This is a genomic window from Streptomyces sp. x-80 (genome assembly GCF_046549095.1).
GTDB lineage: Bacteria > Actinomycetota > Actinomycetes > Streptomycetales > Streptomycetaceae > Streptomyces > Streptomyces celluloflavus.
Window position 1 is genome coordinate 314169 of the sequence record NZ_JAJPWM010000009.1, and the last position, 15818, is coordinate 329986.

At 72.5% G+C, this 15818-nt stretch carries 14 protein-coding genes; 3 read left to right on the forward strand and 11 right to left on the reverse strand.

The window, feature by feature from the left end; translation table 11 throughout:
• Positions 1 to 23: 23 nt before the first annotated feature.
• The gene (locus tag ACLJWH_RS20840) at positions 24 to 1607 is read right to left on the reverse strand and encodes an MFS transporter (protein WP_411143225.1); all 1584 of its coding nucleotides are present in this window, start codon (positions 1605 to 1607) and stop codon (positions 24 to 26) included.
• A gap of 138 nt (positions 1608 to 1745) precedes the next feature.
• On the opposite strand from ACLJWH_RS20840, the gene ACLJWH_RS20845 reads away from it, so the two are divergent.
• Positions 1746 to 2762, forward strand: a complete 1017-nt coding sequence (locus ACLJWH_RS20845) for an Lrp/AsnC family transcriptional regulator (RefSeq protein WP_411143226.1) — start codon at positions 1746 to 1748, stop codon at positions 2760 to 2762.
• Between the two features lie 130 nt (positions 2763 to 2892).
• A complete protein-coding gene (locus tag ACLJWH_RS20850; protein ID WP_411143277.1) occupies positions 2893 to 3615 on the forward strand; it encodes a rhomboid-like protein in 723 nt (240 codons plus the stop codon).
• Here ACLJWH_RS20850 and ACLJWH_RS20855 read toward each other — a convergent pair.
• The 9 genes from ACLJWH_RS20855 to ACLJWH_RS20895 all read right to left on the reverse strand — a co-directional run bounded on the left by ACLJWH_RS20855 (position 3603) and on the right by ACLJWH_RS20895 (position 13745).
• Positions 3603 to 4406: an HAD family hydrolase gene (locus ACLJWH_RS20855; RefSeq protein WP_411143278.1), complete on the reverse strand. Its 804-nt coding sequence runs from the start codon at positions 4404 to 4406 to the stop codon at positions 3603 to 3605. The two genes, ACLJWH_RS20850 and ACLJWH_RS20855, sit on opposite strands and share 13 nt — an antisense overlap.
• A 17-nt stretch (positions 4407 to 4423) precedes the next feature.
• Positions 4424 to 5701: a serine--tRNA ligase gene (serS, locus tag ACLJWH_RS20860; protein ID WP_411143227.1), complete on the reverse strand. Its 1278-nt coding sequence runs from the start codon at positions 5699 to 5701 to the stop codon at positions 4424 to 4426.
• A gap of 663 nt (positions 5702 to 6364) precedes the next feature.
• Positions 6365 to 7291, reverse strand: coding sequence for a prephenate dehydratase (pheA, locus tag ACLJWH_RS20865; protein ID WP_411143228.1), 927 nt, complete (start codon positions 7289 to 7291; stop codon positions 6365 to 6367).
• Between the two features lie 164 nt (positions 7292 to 7455).
• Positions 7456 to 8793: an iron uptake transporter deferrochelatase/peroxidase subunit gene (gene efeB / locus ACLJWH_RS20870; RefSeq protein ID WP_411143229.1), complete on the reverse strand. Its 1338-nt coding sequence runs from the start codon at positions 8791 to 8793 to the stop codon at positions 7456 to 7458.
• A complete protein-coding gene (locus ACLJWH_RS20875; protein ID WP_411143230.1) occupies positions 8793 to 10811 on the reverse strand; it encodes a copper resistance CopC/CopD family protein in 2019 nt (672 codons plus the stop codon). The genes efeB and ACLJWH_RS20875 overlap by 1 nt, the downstream gene beginning before the upstream one ends.
• A gap of 31 nt (positions 10812 to 10842) precedes the next feature.
• Positions 10843 to 11289, reverse strand: coding sequence for a copper chaperone PCu(A)C (locus ACLJWH_RS20880; RefSeq protein WP_411143231.1), 447 nt, complete (start codon positions 11287 to 11289; stop codon positions 10843 to 10845).
• On the reverse strand, positions 11286 to 11927 hold the full coding sequence (locus ACLJWH_RS20885) for an SCO family protein (RefSeq protein WP_411143232.1): 642 nt from the start codon (positions 11925 to 11927) through the stop codon (positions 11286 to 11288). The genes ACLJWH_RS20880 and ACLJWH_RS20885 overlap by 4 nt, the downstream gene beginning before the upstream one ends.
• Positions 11928 to 12000: 73 nt before the next feature.
• Complete coding sequence (locus tag ACLJWH_RS20890) at positions 12001 to 12780, reverse strand: YcnI family protein (protein ID WP_411143279.1); 780 nt, start codon at positions 12778 to 12780, stop codon at positions 12001 to 12003.
• A 128-nt stretch (positions 12781 to 12908) separates the two neighbouring features.
• Positions 12909 to 13745, reverse strand: a complete 837-nt coding sequence (locus tag ACLJWH_RS20895) for a hypothetical protein (protein WP_411143233.1) — start codon at positions 13743 to 13745, stop codon at positions 12909 to 12911.
• 246 nt (positions 13746 to 13991) lie between these two features.
• Between ACLJWH_RS20895 and ACLJWH_RS20900 the strand changes: the two genes are divergently transcribed.
• The gene (locus ACLJWH_RS20900) at positions 13992 to 14474 is read left to right on the forward strand and encodes an ATP-binding protein (protein ID WP_411143234.1); all 483 of its coding nucleotides are present in this window, start codon (positions 13992 to 13994) and stop codon (positions 14472 to 14474) included.
• 92 nt (positions 14475 to 14566) lie between these two features.
• Here ACLJWH_RS20900 and ACLJWH_RS20905 read toward each other — a convergent pair whose 3' ends face one another.
• Entirely contained in the window at positions 14567 to 15799 is a 1233-nt protein-coding gene (locus ACLJWH_RS20905; protein WP_411143280.1) for a tyrosine-type recombinase/integrase, read from the reverse strand.
• Positions 15800 to 15818 lie beyond the last annotated feature (19 nt).

A 15818-nucleotide genomic window follows, 5' to 3' on the forward strand; every position in this document is an offset into this window, starting at 1 on the left:
CCCGGCCCCGTCCGCCCGCGCCGCTACTTCCCGGCCGGCGCGCCCGTCCGCACCGGACCGGCACCCCCGGCGGGCCCGCCCGCCCCGGCCGTCCGCTCGCCGTCCGGCGCCGCCTCGGCCCCCGGTGCGTCGGCCCCGGGTGCGTCGGCGCCCCCGGCCCCCGGCTCCTCGCCGTGTTCCGAACGCCGTACGACCGCCAGGACCAGCAGCCCGGCCGCCAGCGCCACCAGACCGGAGATCAGCGTGACGCGGGTCAGCCCGGTGATGTACGCGGCGCCGAGGGCGGTGTGCCCGGCGCCGGGGGCCGCGTCGCGCAGCGCGGTGGCGAAGACCGTGCCCAGCACCGCGATGCCGAACGCGAAGCCCAGCTGGCGGAAGGTGTTCACCGCGCCGCTCGCCATGCCCGCCCGCTGCGGGGGCGCCGCGCCGAGCGCCGCCGACACCAGTACCGGCATCGCCATGCCGATGCCGACCCCGCTGACCGCGAGCCCGGGGACCAGGACGGCCCAGCCGGCGCCGTCGCCGAGCAGCAGGGCGTGCAGCAGCCCGCCCGCACCGGTCAGCAGCAGGCCGATCCCGATCGGGAGCTGCGGTGCGAGGCGTTGCAGATGCCGGCCGCCCACCGCGCCGACCAGCAGGGACATCAGCGCCATCGGCGTCACCGCGAGACCCGCCTGCACCGGGCTGAGCCCGAGCACGTTCTGCGTCCACAGCCCCACGAAGGTCAGGTACGGGAAGGCCGCCACCTGCAACAGCAGCGCCGCCGCCATCAGCGTCGCGAACGACGGCCGGCGCAGCAGCCGCAGATCCAGCAGCGGCCGGCGCACCCGCCGCTCCACCGCGATGAACGCGATCAGCGCCAGCACCGCGACCGCCAGCGAGCCGAGCGTCCCGGCCTCCGTCCAGCCCTGCTCGCCGCCGCGCATCAGCCCGTACGTCAGCGCGCCCGCGCACACCGTGAAGGACGCGGCACCCGGCCAGTCGATCCGGGCGGTGCGGTCGCCGTGCGACTCCTGGACCCGGGCCAGCGTGATCCACACCGCGAAGGCGGTCAGCGGCAGATTGACCAGGAAGATCGCCCGCCAGTCGACGTACTCGGTGAGCAGACCGCCCAGCACCGGTCCCACCGCGGCCGCCGCGCCGCTGGTCCCGCCCCAGATGCCGAACGCCACGCCGCGGTCCCGGCCGCGGTAGGCCGCCATCAGCAGCGGGGTGTTGGTGGCGAACATCGCCGCCGCGCCCACGCCCTGCACGGCGCGGGCCGCGATCAGGGTGCCCGCGTCGGGGGCCAGCCCGCAGGCCAGCGAGGAGAGCGCGAAGAGCGCGAGACCGGCCACGTAGATCCGGCGGCGTCCGAAGAGGTCCGCCGCCGAACCGGCCACCATCAGCAGCGCGGCCAGCGCCAGCGCGTAGATGTCCATCACCCACTGGAGAGAGGTGAAGGAGGCGCCGAGGCCGTCGGATATCCGCGGCAGCGCGGTGTTCACGATCGTCACATCGACCAGCAGCATGAAGTTGCCGAGGGTGATGGCGACCAGGGGCCACCACTTGCCGCGGGCGCCCGGCGCGCCGCCCACCGCGGTCCCCCTCTCCGGTCCGCTGCGCATGAAAATCCTCCGTTGTCTCACAGGTCGTGCAGGCCGGTACCGGCGCCGCTGTCGTGCGGCCCCACCGTCCGTTCCACGGCCCCCGATCTCCCAGCCACGCCGCATACGGCGGCGCAATCCGACACCGGTTAGCCTCGAATGGTGAAAACCGACGGGAAAGCCGCAGGCTTCGACGCCCTCGACCGGCGGCTCATCCATGCCCTCCAGCTCGACGGCCGGGCGCCCTTCAGCCGGATCGCGGCGGTACTCGGCGTCTCCGACCAGACCGTCGCCCGGCGCTACACCCGGCACCGGACGACCGGCGCGGTCAAGGTGCTGGGGCTGACCGCCCCCTCGGCCCTGGGCGAGACGGAATGGCTGGTACGGGTCCAGTGCGCGCCGGACGCCGCGCTCCCCGTCGCCGAGGCGCTGGCCCGCCGCCCGGACACCGCCTGGGTGGGCCTGATGTCCGGCGGCACCGAGATCACCGCGGTCTGCCGGGCGTCGGGCAGCGAGCACACCGATGCGCTGCTGCTCCAGAAACTGCCGCGCACCCCGAGCGTGGTCGGTGTCACCGCGCACTGCCGGCTGCACATGTTCTTCGGCGGCCCGCAGGGACTGGTCAACAAGTCCGGCGCGCTGAGCGACGAGGAGGCCGCCCGGCTGCGGCCGCCGCCGCCGGATCCGGCCACCGCCCCGGTCACCCTCACCGACGGCGACCGCCGGCTGCTCGACACCCTCGCCCGCGACGGCCGCACCCCGCTGGCCGAACTGGCCACCGTCACCGGCTGGTCGCCCACCACCGTCCGCCGCCGGCTCGCCGAACTGCGCACGGACGGCGTCCTCTATTACGACGTCAACTACGATCTGCGGCTCTTCGGCCACGGGGTGATGGTCGCCCTCTGGCTGTCCGTCGCGCCCGCCGAACTCGCTGCCACCGGCGAGGCACTGGCCGCCCACCCGGAGGTCGCCTTCGCCTGCGCCACCACCGGGCCGAACAACCTCTTCGCGTCCGTCGTGTGCGAGGACGTCCGGGCGCTCTACACCTACCTGACCACCAAGATCGCGGCGCTGCCGGGCGTGCGGGCGATGGAGACCGCGCCGCGGATCCGCCACATCAAGGGCGCGGGCCCGCTCGTCGCCACCGCACCGGCCACCACGGGGCGCCGCCGATGAGGCCGGCCGGGGGAACGAAACCGGCGGAGGCGGTCAGGGCGTCCAGGCGGTCAAGGTGGTCAAGGTACGGAAGCCGGTGAAGGCGGTGCAGACCATGAAGATCATCAAGGTGGTCCGGGCGATGACGCTGATGAAACCGGTGCCGCCGGTCACGCCGTTACCGCCGCGCCATCCCCTGCACCGGGTGTCCGCCTGGGTCCGGTCCACGCCCGGCACCCACATCTGGCTGCTGATCATCGGCATCACCAGTCTCGTCGTCGCCTCCGCCTCCGCGGGGTTCGAGCACTTCCTCCTCCACCGCAACAGCAGCAACATCCACGAGCTGAACGAGCATCCCCTCCCGTCGCTGCTGATCAGCGGCTTCTGGATCGAGCAGCCCCAGTCCTTCCTGCTCTACGTGGTGATGTTCGAGCTGGTGCACGCCAACGTCGAACGCTGGCTGGGGACCTGGCGCTGGCTGCTCACCGTCGGCTGCGCCCATATCGCCGCCACCCTCATCAGCCAGGAGCTGGTCCTGCTCGCCATCGAGGGCCACCGGATGCCGCGCTCGATGGCTCATGTCGTGGACATCGGCGTCTCGTACGGGCTGGCGGCCGCCGCCGGGGTGCTGACGTACCGGCTGCGGAGGCCCTGGTCCTACGTCTACGGCGTCGGCGTACTGCTCTTCTTCGGCGTTCCGCTGCTGACCGGCGCGACCTTCACCGACTTCGGGCACGCCATCGCGCTGGCCCTCGGCTTCGCCGCGTGGCCGCTGACCCCGGAGGCCCGGAACGGGCCACCGGACGAACCGGGGCATCCGGATGGTGCGGGGGACGGGCCCCGGGAGCGGGGGGACGCCGCTCAGGACGCGTAGAGGCGCTCCAGGACGCGCGCTATGCCGTCGTCCTCGTGGGAGGCGGTGACCTCGTCGGCGACGGCCTTCAGCTCGGCGTGGGCGTTGGCCATCGCCACGCCGTGCGCGGCCCAGGCGAACATCGGGATGTCGTTGGGCATATCGCCGAAGGCGACGGTCTCCCTGGCCGTGACGCCCAGCCGGCGGGCGGCCAGTGACAGGCCGGTGGCCTTCGACAGGCCCAGCGGCAGCAGCTCGACGATGCCCTCGCCGGCCATCGTCACCCCCACCAGATCCCCGGCCACCCCGCGCGCGGCCCGCGCCAGCGCGTCGTCGCCGAGGTCCGGGTGCTGGAGGTAGACCTTGTTGAGCGGGGCCGCCCACAGCTCGGCGGGGTCGTCGACCTCGATGTGCGGCAGCGGGCCCTCCTGGATGCGGTAGCCGGGGGTGACCAGCACCTCGCCCGCCAGGCCGTCCCGGCTCGCCGCCAGGAACAGCGGGCCGGTCTCCGCCTCGATCTTGGCCAGCGCCAGTCCCGCCAGCTGCCGGTCCAGCGTCACCGAGGTCAGCAGGCGGTGCTCCCCGGCGTGGTAGACCTGCGCGCCCTGTCCGCACACCGCGAGGCCCTGGTAGTCCAGGGAGTCGAGTATGTGCCGGGTCCAGGGCACCGACCGGCCGGTGACGACGAGGTGCGCCGCGCCCGCCGCGGTGGCCGCGGCGAGCGCCGCACGGGTGCGCTCGGAGATGGTCTCGTCGCGCCGCAGCAGCGTCCCGTCGAGATCCGTCGCGATGAGCTTGTAGGGCAGCGGCAGTGCTGAACCGGAGGCGGTCACTTGGCGGCCGGCTCCAGGACCTCACGGCCGCCCAGGTAGGGGCGGAGCACCTCGGGGACGCGCACCGAGCCGTCCGCCTGCTGGTGGTTCTCGAAGAGCGCCACGATGGTGCGCGGTACGGCGCAGAGCGTGCCGTTCAGCGTCGCCAGCGGCGTGACCTTCTTGCCGTCCCGCATCCGGACCGAGAGCCGGCGGGCCTGGAACGTGTCGCAGTTCGAGGCCGAGGTCAGCTCGCGGTACTTGCCCTGGGTGGGGATCCACGCCTCGCAGTCGAACTTGCGCGAGGCCGAGGAGCCGAGGTCGCCGGTGGCGACGTCGATCACCTGGAAGGGCAGCTCAAGGCTGGTCAGCCACTGCTTCTCCCAGTCCAGCAGGCGCTGGTGCTCGGCCTCGGCGTCCGCCGGTGCGACGTAGGAGAACATCTCCACCTTGTCGAACTGGTGCACCCGGAAGATGCCGCGGGTGTCCTTGCCGTACGTACCGGCCTCGCGGCGGAAGCACGGCGAGAAACCGGCGTAGCGCAGCGGCAGCCGGGACGCGTCGAGGATCTCGTCCATGTGGTACGCGGCGAGCGGGACCTCGGAGGTGCCGACCAGGTAGTAGTCGTCCTTCTCCAGGTGGTAGACGTTCTCGGCCGCCTGGCCGAGGAAGCCGGTGCCCTCCATGGCGCGCGGGCGGACCAGCGCCGGGGTCAGCATCGGCGTGAGACCGGCCGCGGTGGCCTGCGCGATGGCGGCGTTGACCAGCGCGAGCTCCAGCAGTGCGCCGATGCCGGTGAGGTAGTAGAAGCGCGAGCCGGAGACCTTGGCGCCGCGCTCGACGTCGATCGCGCCGAGCAGCTCGCCGATCTCCAGGTGGTCCCTGGGCGCGAAGCCCTCGGCCGCGAAGTCGCGCGGGGTGCCGAGGGTTTCGAGGACGGTGAAGTCCTCCTCGCCGCCGACCGGTACGTCCGGATGGACGATGTTGCCGAGCTTGAGCAGCAGCGCCTGGGCCTCGGCGCGGGCCGCGTCCTGCTCGGTGTCTGCGGCCTTGACGGCGGCGGACAGCTCACCGGCCCGCGTCAGCAGCACGGCCTTCTCGTCGCCCGCGGCCTTGGGGATGAGCTTGCCGAGCGCCTTCTGTTCGGCGCGCAGCTCGTCGAAGCGGATGCTGGACGACCTGCTCCGCTCGTCGGCGGAGAGCAGCGCGTCGACGAGCTCGACGTCCTCTCCACGGGCGCGCTGGGACGCGCGCACACGGTCGGGGTCCTCACGAAGCAGGCGAAGGTCAATCACCCCACCAGGCTACCGGGCGCCGCCCCGGCCCTCGACGTGATATTCCCGTGCGTGTCGATTTGTCCGTTATGGGGTCAATTATTCCGAAGTCGGTAATGCCCGGGAAGGCCGCTCGGGAGCCGCGGAAAACCGTCAAGGGAATTCATGCGCATTCCCCGGTATGGGGCATTCGCGTCGTCCGTGCTGACCGATTCGCGGCGTGGGGGGAGGGAGTTGGGGAGATGGTGTGAGGGAGTGGATCTCCAGGCCCGAGCCTTGAGTTGTCCCCCGGGTTGTCCACAGGGCTGGGGGGTTCGGCACTTCTTATCCACAGGCTGTGTGTGAAATCTGTGGAAGTCGGAATCAACCATTCCGACCCAGGAAAGCCGGGCCGTGGATTCTCTCGCCAAACCCGGCGTACCCGCTCTTTCGTGTGGGATTGCGGCTCCCTAAAGGATGGGCCGCCCGGATTGCGCTGACGCGACCCGAGGCGGCGGGGTGTGGAGCGGTGTGGAGTGCGAGAGGGCGGCGCGAGGTCGGTAGGGGGATTTGTCGACTCTGTCCGTCCTCCATGTCGACTTACCCACAGGTCGAGATCCCAGCCTGTGGATAACTTTGTGGACAACTCCCGGGGACAACTCGGGGCCCCGCGAAGCCGCAGGCCGCGGCCGGCCGGGCCCGGTTTCAGGCCCGCCCGTCCAGGCAGCGCGCCAGCCAGTCCGACGCCTCGGTGAAGGCCGCGTCCGTCGTCTCCGGCCGCACCGTCGCGGTCACCCGGTCCGCCCGCGGGTACGAGCCGAGGAACCGCACCTCGCGGCAGACCCGCTTGAGCCCCATCAGCACCTCGCCGACCCGGCGGTCGGTGATGTGCCCCTCGGCGTCGACCGAGAAGCAGTAGCGGCCGATGCCCTCACCGGTCGGCCGGGACTCGATGCGCATCATGTTGACGCCACGGACCGCGTACTCCTGGAGCAGCTCCTGGAGGGCGCCGGGGTGATCCGCGCTCAGCCACAGCACGACCGAGGTCTTGTCCGCGCCGGTGGGCGCCGCGGGCCGGGCCGGGCGGCCCACCAGGACGAAGCGGGTGGTCGCGTTCTGCGCGTCGTGGATCTCGGTGACCAGCGGCTCCAGGCCGTAGGTCGCCGCCGCGAACTCGCCCGCGAACGCGCCGTCGTAGCGGCCCTCCTGGACCAGTCGCGCACCGTCCGCGTTGGAGGCCGACGACTCCCATACGGCGTCCGGGAGTTGGGCGGCGAGCCACTTGCGCACCTGTGGCTGGGCGACCGGATGCCCGGTCACCGTCCGCACCTCGGACAGCTTCGTACCGGGCCGTACGAGCAGCGCGAAGGCGATCGGCAGCAGCACCTCGCGGTAGATCATCAGCGGTTCGCCGGAGGCCAGTTCGTCCAGGGTGGTCGTCACACCGCCCTCGACGGAGTTCTCGATCGGCACCAGCGCGGCCGCGGCGTCACCGCAGCGCACCGCGTCCAGCGCGGCCGGCACGGACACCATCGGCACCAGCTCGCGGGTGGCCGATTCGGGCAGCGTGCGCAGTGCGGCCTCCGTGAAGGTGCCCGCGGGCCCGAGATAGGTGTAACTGCTGGCCGACATGCGGGTGACTCCCTCGCGTTTCTGCGGGGGCGCCCCGCCGATCTCCCTGTCCGGTCACGATACCCAGGCCCCGCGCGGCGGCGGACCGGGCCGCTCACCGGCGGACCGGACCCGGCCGCGGGCGGCGCACCGGGCGCGGCCTCCGCGGGCCGGGCCCGCCCGGTTCAGCCCTCCAGCAGCGGCTGGCCGACATAGCCGCCGGACGTCGCCGCGGGCGGCACCGCGAACAGCCCGCTCGCCTCGTGCCGCAGGAACGGCGACAGCGCGTCGCCGCGGTCCAGCTTCCGCTGGAGCTGGGTGAAGGCACGCAGCGGATCGGCCTGCCAGCAGATGAAGAGCAGGCCCGCGTCCGGGGCGCCGTCGTCGCCGAACCCGTCGTGGTAGGAGAACGGGCGGCGCAGCAGCGCGGCGCCCTGGTTGGACTCCGGCGCCGCGATCCTGGCGTGCGCGTCGGCGGGGATGACCGGCAGCCCGTCGGGGGCGTTCCTGTCCAGATCCATCGGGGTGGTCTCCGAACCGCCGGTCAGTGGCGCCCCGTTGTCCTTGCGGCGGCCGATGATCTTCTCCTGCTGGTGCACCGGGCGCTTCTCCCAGTCGTCCAGCAGCATCCGGATCCGGCGCACCACGGCGTACGACCCGCCGCGCATCCACTCCTGGTCGGCGTCCCGCCCCACGAAGATCCGCTCGTCGAAGTCCTTGTCCGCGGGCCGGGGGTTGTTGGTCCCGTCGATCTGGCCCATCAGGTTGCGGGCGGTCATCGGGCGCGCGGTGGCGCCCGGGGTGCGGTTGAAGCCGCTCATCTGCCAGCGCAGCCGCGCGCCGCCCGCCGCGTCCTTCTGGAGCGCGCGCAGCGCGTGGAAGGCGACCAGCGCGTCGTCGGCCCCGATCTGGATCCACAGATCGCCGTTGCTGCGCTGGAGGTCCAGTGCGTCGGCGGAGAAGTCGGGCAGCGGATCGAGCTGTACGGGGCGCCGCTTCTGGAGGCCCGTACGGTCGAAGAAGCTGTGGCCGAGGCCGAAGGTGACGGAGAGCGAGGACGGCCCCGCGTCGAGCGCGACCGCGGTGTCGGCGTCCGGGGTCCGCCCGGCCATCAGCTCCTCGGCCGTCCGCGACCAGCGGCGCAGCAGGGCGGCGGCGGCCTTGCGGTCCGCGTCCGGGGCCAGGTCGAAGGCGACGATATGGCCGCTGGCCTGCAACGGGGTGGTGATGCCCGCCTGGTGCTTGACGCGCTCCGCACGGAACGGGATCTCGGTCGCGCCGACGCTGGTCAGGGCGGTCGGGGCGTCCCCCCGTACGGCGGCGTCGGCTATCGCGCCGCCGGCCCCGCCGACGACGAGTCCGGCCGCACCCGCCGCGCCGACGGTGCCGAGCAGCCGGCGCCGGGAGAGCGTCAGGGCCGGGGCGTCCGCGGCGGCGGGGGCCGCGGCGCCTGCCGCGCCGCCCGGACCGGTGCCCGCCGTACGGGATTCGGGGGCTTTCCTGTCGGAGGTCTGGTTGCTCATCAGCCGATCTTCACGTTCCTGGTCTCGGTCACCTGGTCGATATCGGAGGTCCGTACGAGCAGCGACAGCTGCCACTGCCCGGGGACCGGCAGCTGGACACCGGCCGCGCTCCAGTGGCCCTCGCTGACGTGGCCGGGGACGACCGGCAGCGGTCCGAGCCGCTGGGCCCGCTGGGTGAAGGAGACCTTCACCTCGGTGACGTCCATGGTCCTGCCCGACGGGTCGGAGATCCGCAGATGCAGCTCGTTGGCGCTGCCGCTGCGTCCGGGGTCGAGGTCGAGCCGGGCGGTGCCCTTGCCGCGCGGGCCGCCGGTGTCGAACGGGATGGTCAGCACCTGCGGCTGGTTGGCGGCGGCGGACTGCCCGGCCGTGCTCTTGACCGCCTCTTCCGTACGAGCCGGTTCGGTGGCGGTCAGCACGGTGGCCACCACGAGCAGCACGACGGCGACCGCCGCCTCGGCCAGCACGGACCGGCGCAGCCCCAGCCGCTCGGGGTCGGCGTCCCGGATGCGCTTGGTACGGGCGGTGCTCAGCGCGGCCCGCTGCCGGGCGAGCTGAGCGGCCCGGTCGGCGCCGCCCCCGCCGTCGTCCGCTGCGGTGGCCTCGGGTGCCGGTGCCTCCGCCGGCGCGGTCGCGGGGACCGGTGCCTCCGCCGCCGTGGTCCCGGACGACGGCGCCTCCGCCGTCCCGCCCGGGGTCCGGAGCTCGGTGAGCCGGGCCGTCCACCGCCGCGAGGTCCAGGCGATGCCGACGAGCAGGACGACCAGGCCCGTCTTGAGCAGCAGCAGCTGCCCGTAGGTGGTGTCGGTCAGCGCCCGCCAGGTGCCGACCTGCCGCCAGGACTGGTAGATCCCGGTGGCGACCAGCACCAGCACGGAGCAGAACGCGAGCCGCGAGAAGCGGCGTACGGCGGTCCGCTCCACGGCCGGCCCCCAGTACAGGGAGACCACCAGCGCCGCCAGCCCGCCGAGCCAGACGGCGACCGCGAGCAGATGCAGCACGTCGACGGGCATCGCGATACTGGGTTGCAGACCGGTCGAGGCGTGCTCGGCCATCGCCCAGGTCGCGGCGAGGCCGACGGCGACGATCACCCCGCCGATGGCCAGCCCGAGGGTGAGGTCCGCGCGCCGCCTGCCGTCCTCGGCGGCGGTGGAGCCGGCGTCCGTGGCACCGCCGGAGGGCGGACCGTCCGGCGCGCCGGGCCCCGCCGCCTGCGCCCGCGCATACGCCCCGAAGAGTACCGCCACGAACAGCGCCGCGGCGGCGAGCAGCAGCAGCCGGGACACCAGCGCCACGCCCGGTTTGGTCTCCAGGACCTGCCGGAGGCCGCCGAGATCGAAGACGTCGGCGAGCTCGCCCGACCCGGTGTACGGGGTGCGCAGCAGCAGCATCGCGACGGTGCTGCCCGTCAGCACCGCCCAGCCCTGGACGATCAGCCGCTGGACGGACCGCACGCCGGCGGCGGCCGGCCGGCAGACCAGGACGAAGACGGCGCCGCCGGCCAGCAGCACGAAACCGGCGTAGGCGAGATAGCGGGCGATGCCGTAGAGGGCGCCGACCAGCCCGCCGCCGGCCTCCTGCCGGGGTACCGCGGCGGTGGTCTCGGAGGGCGCGCCGACGGAGAAGGTGAAGGCGCCGGAGACGGGGTGGCTGTCGGCGGAGACGGCCTGCCAGGCGACGGTGTAGGTGCCGTCGGCGAGCCCGGGGGGCAGCCCCGCGGCGTATTTGACGGTGTCGCCGCTGCACAGGTCGCGCAGCTTGCCGCGGTCCACCCGCCGGCCCTTCGGATCGAGGACGCGGATGGAGTCGTCCCCCATGGCGACGCCCTCGGAGAAGGTGAGGGACACCTGCTCGGGGGCCCGGTCCACCACCGACCCCTGCGCGGGGGTGCTGCCGGTCAGCGCGGCGTGCGCGGCGGCCGGGACGGCGCCGCCGAGCAGCGCGCCGAACAGCGCCGCCGCGACGGCCAGCAGGCGCAGCGCGGCGGACCGTCGACGGCCGGGGACGGTGGTGGCCATGGCGGGATTCCCCTCACTTCTCCGGTGCGGACTACTTCTTCGGGGCGAAGCTGGCGGACTTGACCGGGACGTCCACCTTGACCGTGCCGGCGGTCTTGAAGTGCAGCTCGATGGCGACCTTGTCACCCTCGGCCGGCTTCTTCTTCAGCCCCATGAACATCAGGTGGTTGCCGCCGCGGGCGAGCGTGAGCTCGCCGTTGGCCGGTACGTCCAGCGAGGGGACCTCCTCCATCTTGTTGCCGACCGTCTTGTGGATCGAGACGTCCTTGGTCAGGTCGCTGGTGACCGAGGTGAGCTGGTCCGCGGTGGAGCCGCTGTTCTTGATGACGAGGAACGCCCCGGCCATGTCCTGGGTGACCGGCTGCGGCATGTACGGGTCGGCGACCGAGAGCTTGGGGGCGCTGTCCCCGCCGCAGCCGGCGAGGGCGAGCGCGGAGGTCAGGGCGAGGGCGGCGGCGATGGCGGTGCGGCGGTTCACGGGTTCTGTCCCTTGATGATCTTCGGAAGTGCGGAGGTGTAGTTGTCGGAGGTCGCGTCCTGCATACCGATCCAGTGGACGCGGTCGTCCTTGGCGGACGTCAGCAGGACCTGGGCGCCGTGCGTCGAGACGACGTCGCCGTTCTCCTTCTTGACGGGCTTCTCGATGCCGATGTTCACGCTGCGGGCACCGGCCTGGATGGTGTTGAAGTCGCCGGTCAGGCCGGTGAACTCCTTGTTGATGCCGCCGAGCCACTTCTTGAGCACGGGTGCGGTGTCCCGCTCCGGGTCGGAGGTGACGAACAGCACGCGCAGGTCGTCCTGTTCGGCCTTCGGCAGCTGCTTCACGGCGACCGCGATGTTGGCCATCGTCAGCGGGCAGACGTCCGGGCAGTGGGTGTAGCCGAAGTAGATCAGGGTCGGATGGCCCTTGGTCTTCTCCAGCAGGTCGTACTTCTTGCCGTCGGAGTCGGTCAGCACGAGGTCCGGCTTCTCCATCGGACTGTCGAGCGTGACGATCGGCTTGGAGGTGGTGCCGGAGACCTCGGCGGCGGGTTTGTCGCCGTCGCTGCCGCAGGCGGTCAGGGTGAGGGCCGCGGTCGCCGCGAGGGCGGCCGCGAACATGGTCCTTCTACGCATTGCAGATATGTCCCGTGGGTCCAGGAAATCGGGGTGCCGGGCCGTCGCCGGACGGGCGCGGCCCGGTCGGTGATCAGGCGCTGCGGCGCCGGCCGGCGAGCACGCCGAAGGCGACTCCGGCGATGCCGACGGCGATGCCGATGACGGCCAGGACACGCGCCGTGGTGTCACTGCCGGACACCGCACCGGCGTCCGCGGCGGTGTCCTTGGCGTCCTTGGTGTCCTGGGCATCCTGGGTACCGCTCTTGGCGGGCGCACCGGCACCGTCCGCCGCGGTGAGGGTGAGCACCGGCGCCGGGTTCTCCGGCTCCGGGCCGCCCGGCTTCGCCGGCTCGATCCAGCGCACGACCTCCTTGTTGTCGTACGTCTGGAGGGCCTTGAAGACGAGCTGGTCGGCGTTGTCCGGAAGCTGGCCGACGGAGACCGGGAACTGCTGGAACTGGCCGGGCTCGACACCCTTGCCGTCGGCGGTCCAAGTGATCTTCGAGGGCGCCTCGTTGATCTTCTCGCCGTGCATCTCGACGGGCTTGGCGAGCTTGGCCTTGGTGACCTCGATCTGCCAGCCGGGCACCGGCTGCGGCATCACGGACGCCAGCGGGTGGTCGGTCGGCAGGGACACTTCGAGCTTCACGGTCGAGGCGTTGTCCCGCTCGTTGGGGACCTTGAAGTTGACGGTCGCGTAACCGCCCTTCGGCGCCGTCCCCGGCTGCACGCTGACGTGCGCGAACGCGGGGACGCCGAGCAGCAGCACACCGCCCGCGGCGAGTCCGCCGACGACCGGCAGCCGACGGGCGAGCCACCGGCCCCAGCCGGCACCACCCGGCGCATCCGTCATATCCGGCGTATTCGTCATAGCTGTCATATCCGTCACCTTCGTCATGGCGAAAGCACTCCAAGGCAGGAGAGAAGTGAGTGAGGGTCTGGCGCGCGTGCGGCGACGGCGCGAGAGCCCGCACCCGTCCCGCGGGGCGTGCTTCGCTGTCAGGCCGCGAGGGCGAGGGCGGGCGGACCGCGCCTGACGACACTGTGCTGGAGCGACGACTCCTGTGGACCGGGAACGCCGTCCCCGGCCGGAACGGCGGCGCGCGGTCCGTCCTCGTACGCCGGGACGAGCCCCGCGAGCAGGGCGCGGACCAGCGCGAGCGCCCGGCGCAGCGCGCCGACGAGGGCCTGCGCCGCGGCCTCCCGTGCCGCCGGAGCGGACAGCCGTACCAGCCGCCACAGCGCCGCCTCGCCACGCCGCAGCAGCCATCCGGCGGCGAGCGCCGCGAGCAGATGGCCCAGCAGCATGGGCAGCGACGGCACCAGACCGTGCGCCATCACCGGGTCGGCGGCGCCGACGACCGCCGGGCGGCCGGCCGCGCCGGACGCCAGGGACGGGTCGAACCCGCCCGAGCCGAGGATCCGGCGCGCCTCGGCACCGTCCAGACCGCCGGCCCCGAGCCCGCAGGTGAGGTGCCGCGCGATGGCGATCGCCACCTGGTCGGAGAGGCCGCCGACGCCCCCGGACGGTGCCGTTGCCGACACCCCGGCGGGCATCGGCTGCTGGCCGATGGCGAAGAGCGAGTGCAGGGCGAGCTGGCCCACGGCCAGCCCCGCCGCGATCCCCGGGAGCGAGCGTTCCCGCCCGGCGAGCGGGGCCGCGACCGCGAAGACCGCGGCGCAGGCGACGCCCAGCGTCCACAGCGGAACGGTGGCGAACGAGGCCGCCATGTGCCCGGCCGCGGACAGCGCGACACAGACCGCGGTGAAAACCGCGGCCCTCAGCAGCCGCAGATCTGCTGCGGCGCGCACGGTGGGGGCGGGCGGGGCATTCATGGCCGCGCCATCATCCCACTGCCCTCCACCACTGCCTACGGCAGGGCGCCGCTCAGTGCCGCGTTCCGGGGCCGCACCGGGGTCCGGGACGGCGCGTGGGGGCGCATGCGGGTCGTTCCGCCTACACCGGTGCGCGCGGTCCCCGCATCCGCCGAATGAGCGGAGTCACGTCCCGGACATGCTTACGGACCTTGCACGGCGGCAATAGGTATCGGTATGTCGAGCCGTGGCCAGGAGGCTGGAGCGATGAGCATCTGGTGGTCCCTCCATCTGCGCCGCGAGCCCGCGAGCGTGCCACTCGCCCGCCGGCTCCTGCTGGGCACGATGGAGACGGCGGGCGTCGACCCCGACATCTGCTACGACCTCTCGGTCGCCCTCTCCGAGGCATGCGCGAACGCCGTCGAGCACGGCGGCGACGCCACCACCGAGGACTACCGCGTCACGGCCTTCATCGACGGCGACACCTGCCGCATCGAAGTGACCGACTCGGGCCCCGGCTTCCGCCCCGGCCCCGCCCCACGCCGCTCCCCGGTGGACCGCACCCCCGCCCCCGTACCCACCCCCACACAGGCCCCCGCCTACGCAGAGGACGGCCGGGGCCTCTTCCTTATCGAGGCCCTCACCGACCACGTCCACTACCGCAACCGCACGGGCCGCCGCGGCGCGGTGGTCAGCTTCGACAAGATCCTCAAGTGGCGGGAAGGTGCCGCCCTCCCCATGGCCTCGTAAGGGGAGCAAGCCAAGGCATGGGCCCTGACCTGCTGAAATGACCCGCCCGGCGAGATTTTCGGGGCACCAGCGGCGTCTCCCGACACCTGCGCTCAGGCAGCCAGGGCACACACAGGGCACATGCCGGAAGGGACAGCCTCCGCTGACGTGCCCTCGGAGTTCGTGGGCGCTGCGGTCGGGGCGCCTGCGCCCGCTTGGGCGAACGCCGCATCCATCGCCCGCCGCGTACGGGACTCGCTGTTGGGCATCAGGTGCGTGTAAGTGCGCAGCGTGAAGCCGGCGTCCGAGTGGCCGAGGTACTCGGACAGCGCCTTGATGCTCTCTCCGGCGTCGAGGAGGACAGACGCATAGGCGTGGCGGTAAGCGTGCATGCCGTCGTCGGGGGCGGCCGCGTAGCGCGGCGAGCCCTTCTCGCGGGGCGGGATGACTCCGGCGTCTGCGAGGGCGCCCTTCCAGACGTATTGGTTGAAGACGCTGCGGTGGTACGCGCGCCCCTGCTCGTCGGTGAAGAGCAGCCGGTAGGTGCGCGGCTCACCGTCGGGTTCGATCCAGGGCAGCGTCACGAGGACCGGTGGGTACTCCTTCATATGGGCCTTGAACGCAGCAGCGAGCTGGTCGGCCATCGGCACAGTGCGGAGCCGGTTGCCCTTGGGCGGGGCGAACACCATGGTTGAACGGACCAGCTTGATCTGCTGGTTGATGTGGACCACGCCGCGCTCGAAGTCGAGTTGGTCCTCGCTGAAGCCGAAAACCTCGCCCTGGCGCAGTCCGCAGCCGAACGCCAGCTTGCCGCCGCACTGGACGCGGTGGGGCAGCGCGGAGGTGACCGCGTGCACGCGCGCCAGGCTCCACGGGATGATCTTCCGCTTCGGCTTGCTGGGTAGCTTGACCGAGCTGGACTTGCACGGGTTCTTGGGCAGCAGCCCGTCCTCGACGGCGGCGTCCAGAATGGCGGAGAGCACGGAGTTGACCAAGCTGATGGTGGACGCCTCAAGGCTCGCCCCCTGGAGTTTCTTCACCCAACCCTGGGTGAGGGAAGGGCGGTTGAGGGCTCGTATCTCCAAGTGACCCAGGTGCGGCTCGATGTGATTGCGGACGATGTCCTCGTACGCGTCCACCGTGCCGATGCCGGCCGTCGCGTCGTCGAGCCACTCGCGGGCGTACGTCTTGAGCGTCTTCTTCGCCGCCGTCGGGTCGACGTACTTGCCCTGGCGTAGGTCGTTGTTGACGGCTGCGGCAGCCGCCTCGGCGTCGACCTTGCGGTCGTACGACCTGGTGCGTGATTGCAGTGTCGATGTGACCAGCAGTGTTGTGGACGGGATGATCTGACGGTGTGGCGATCAA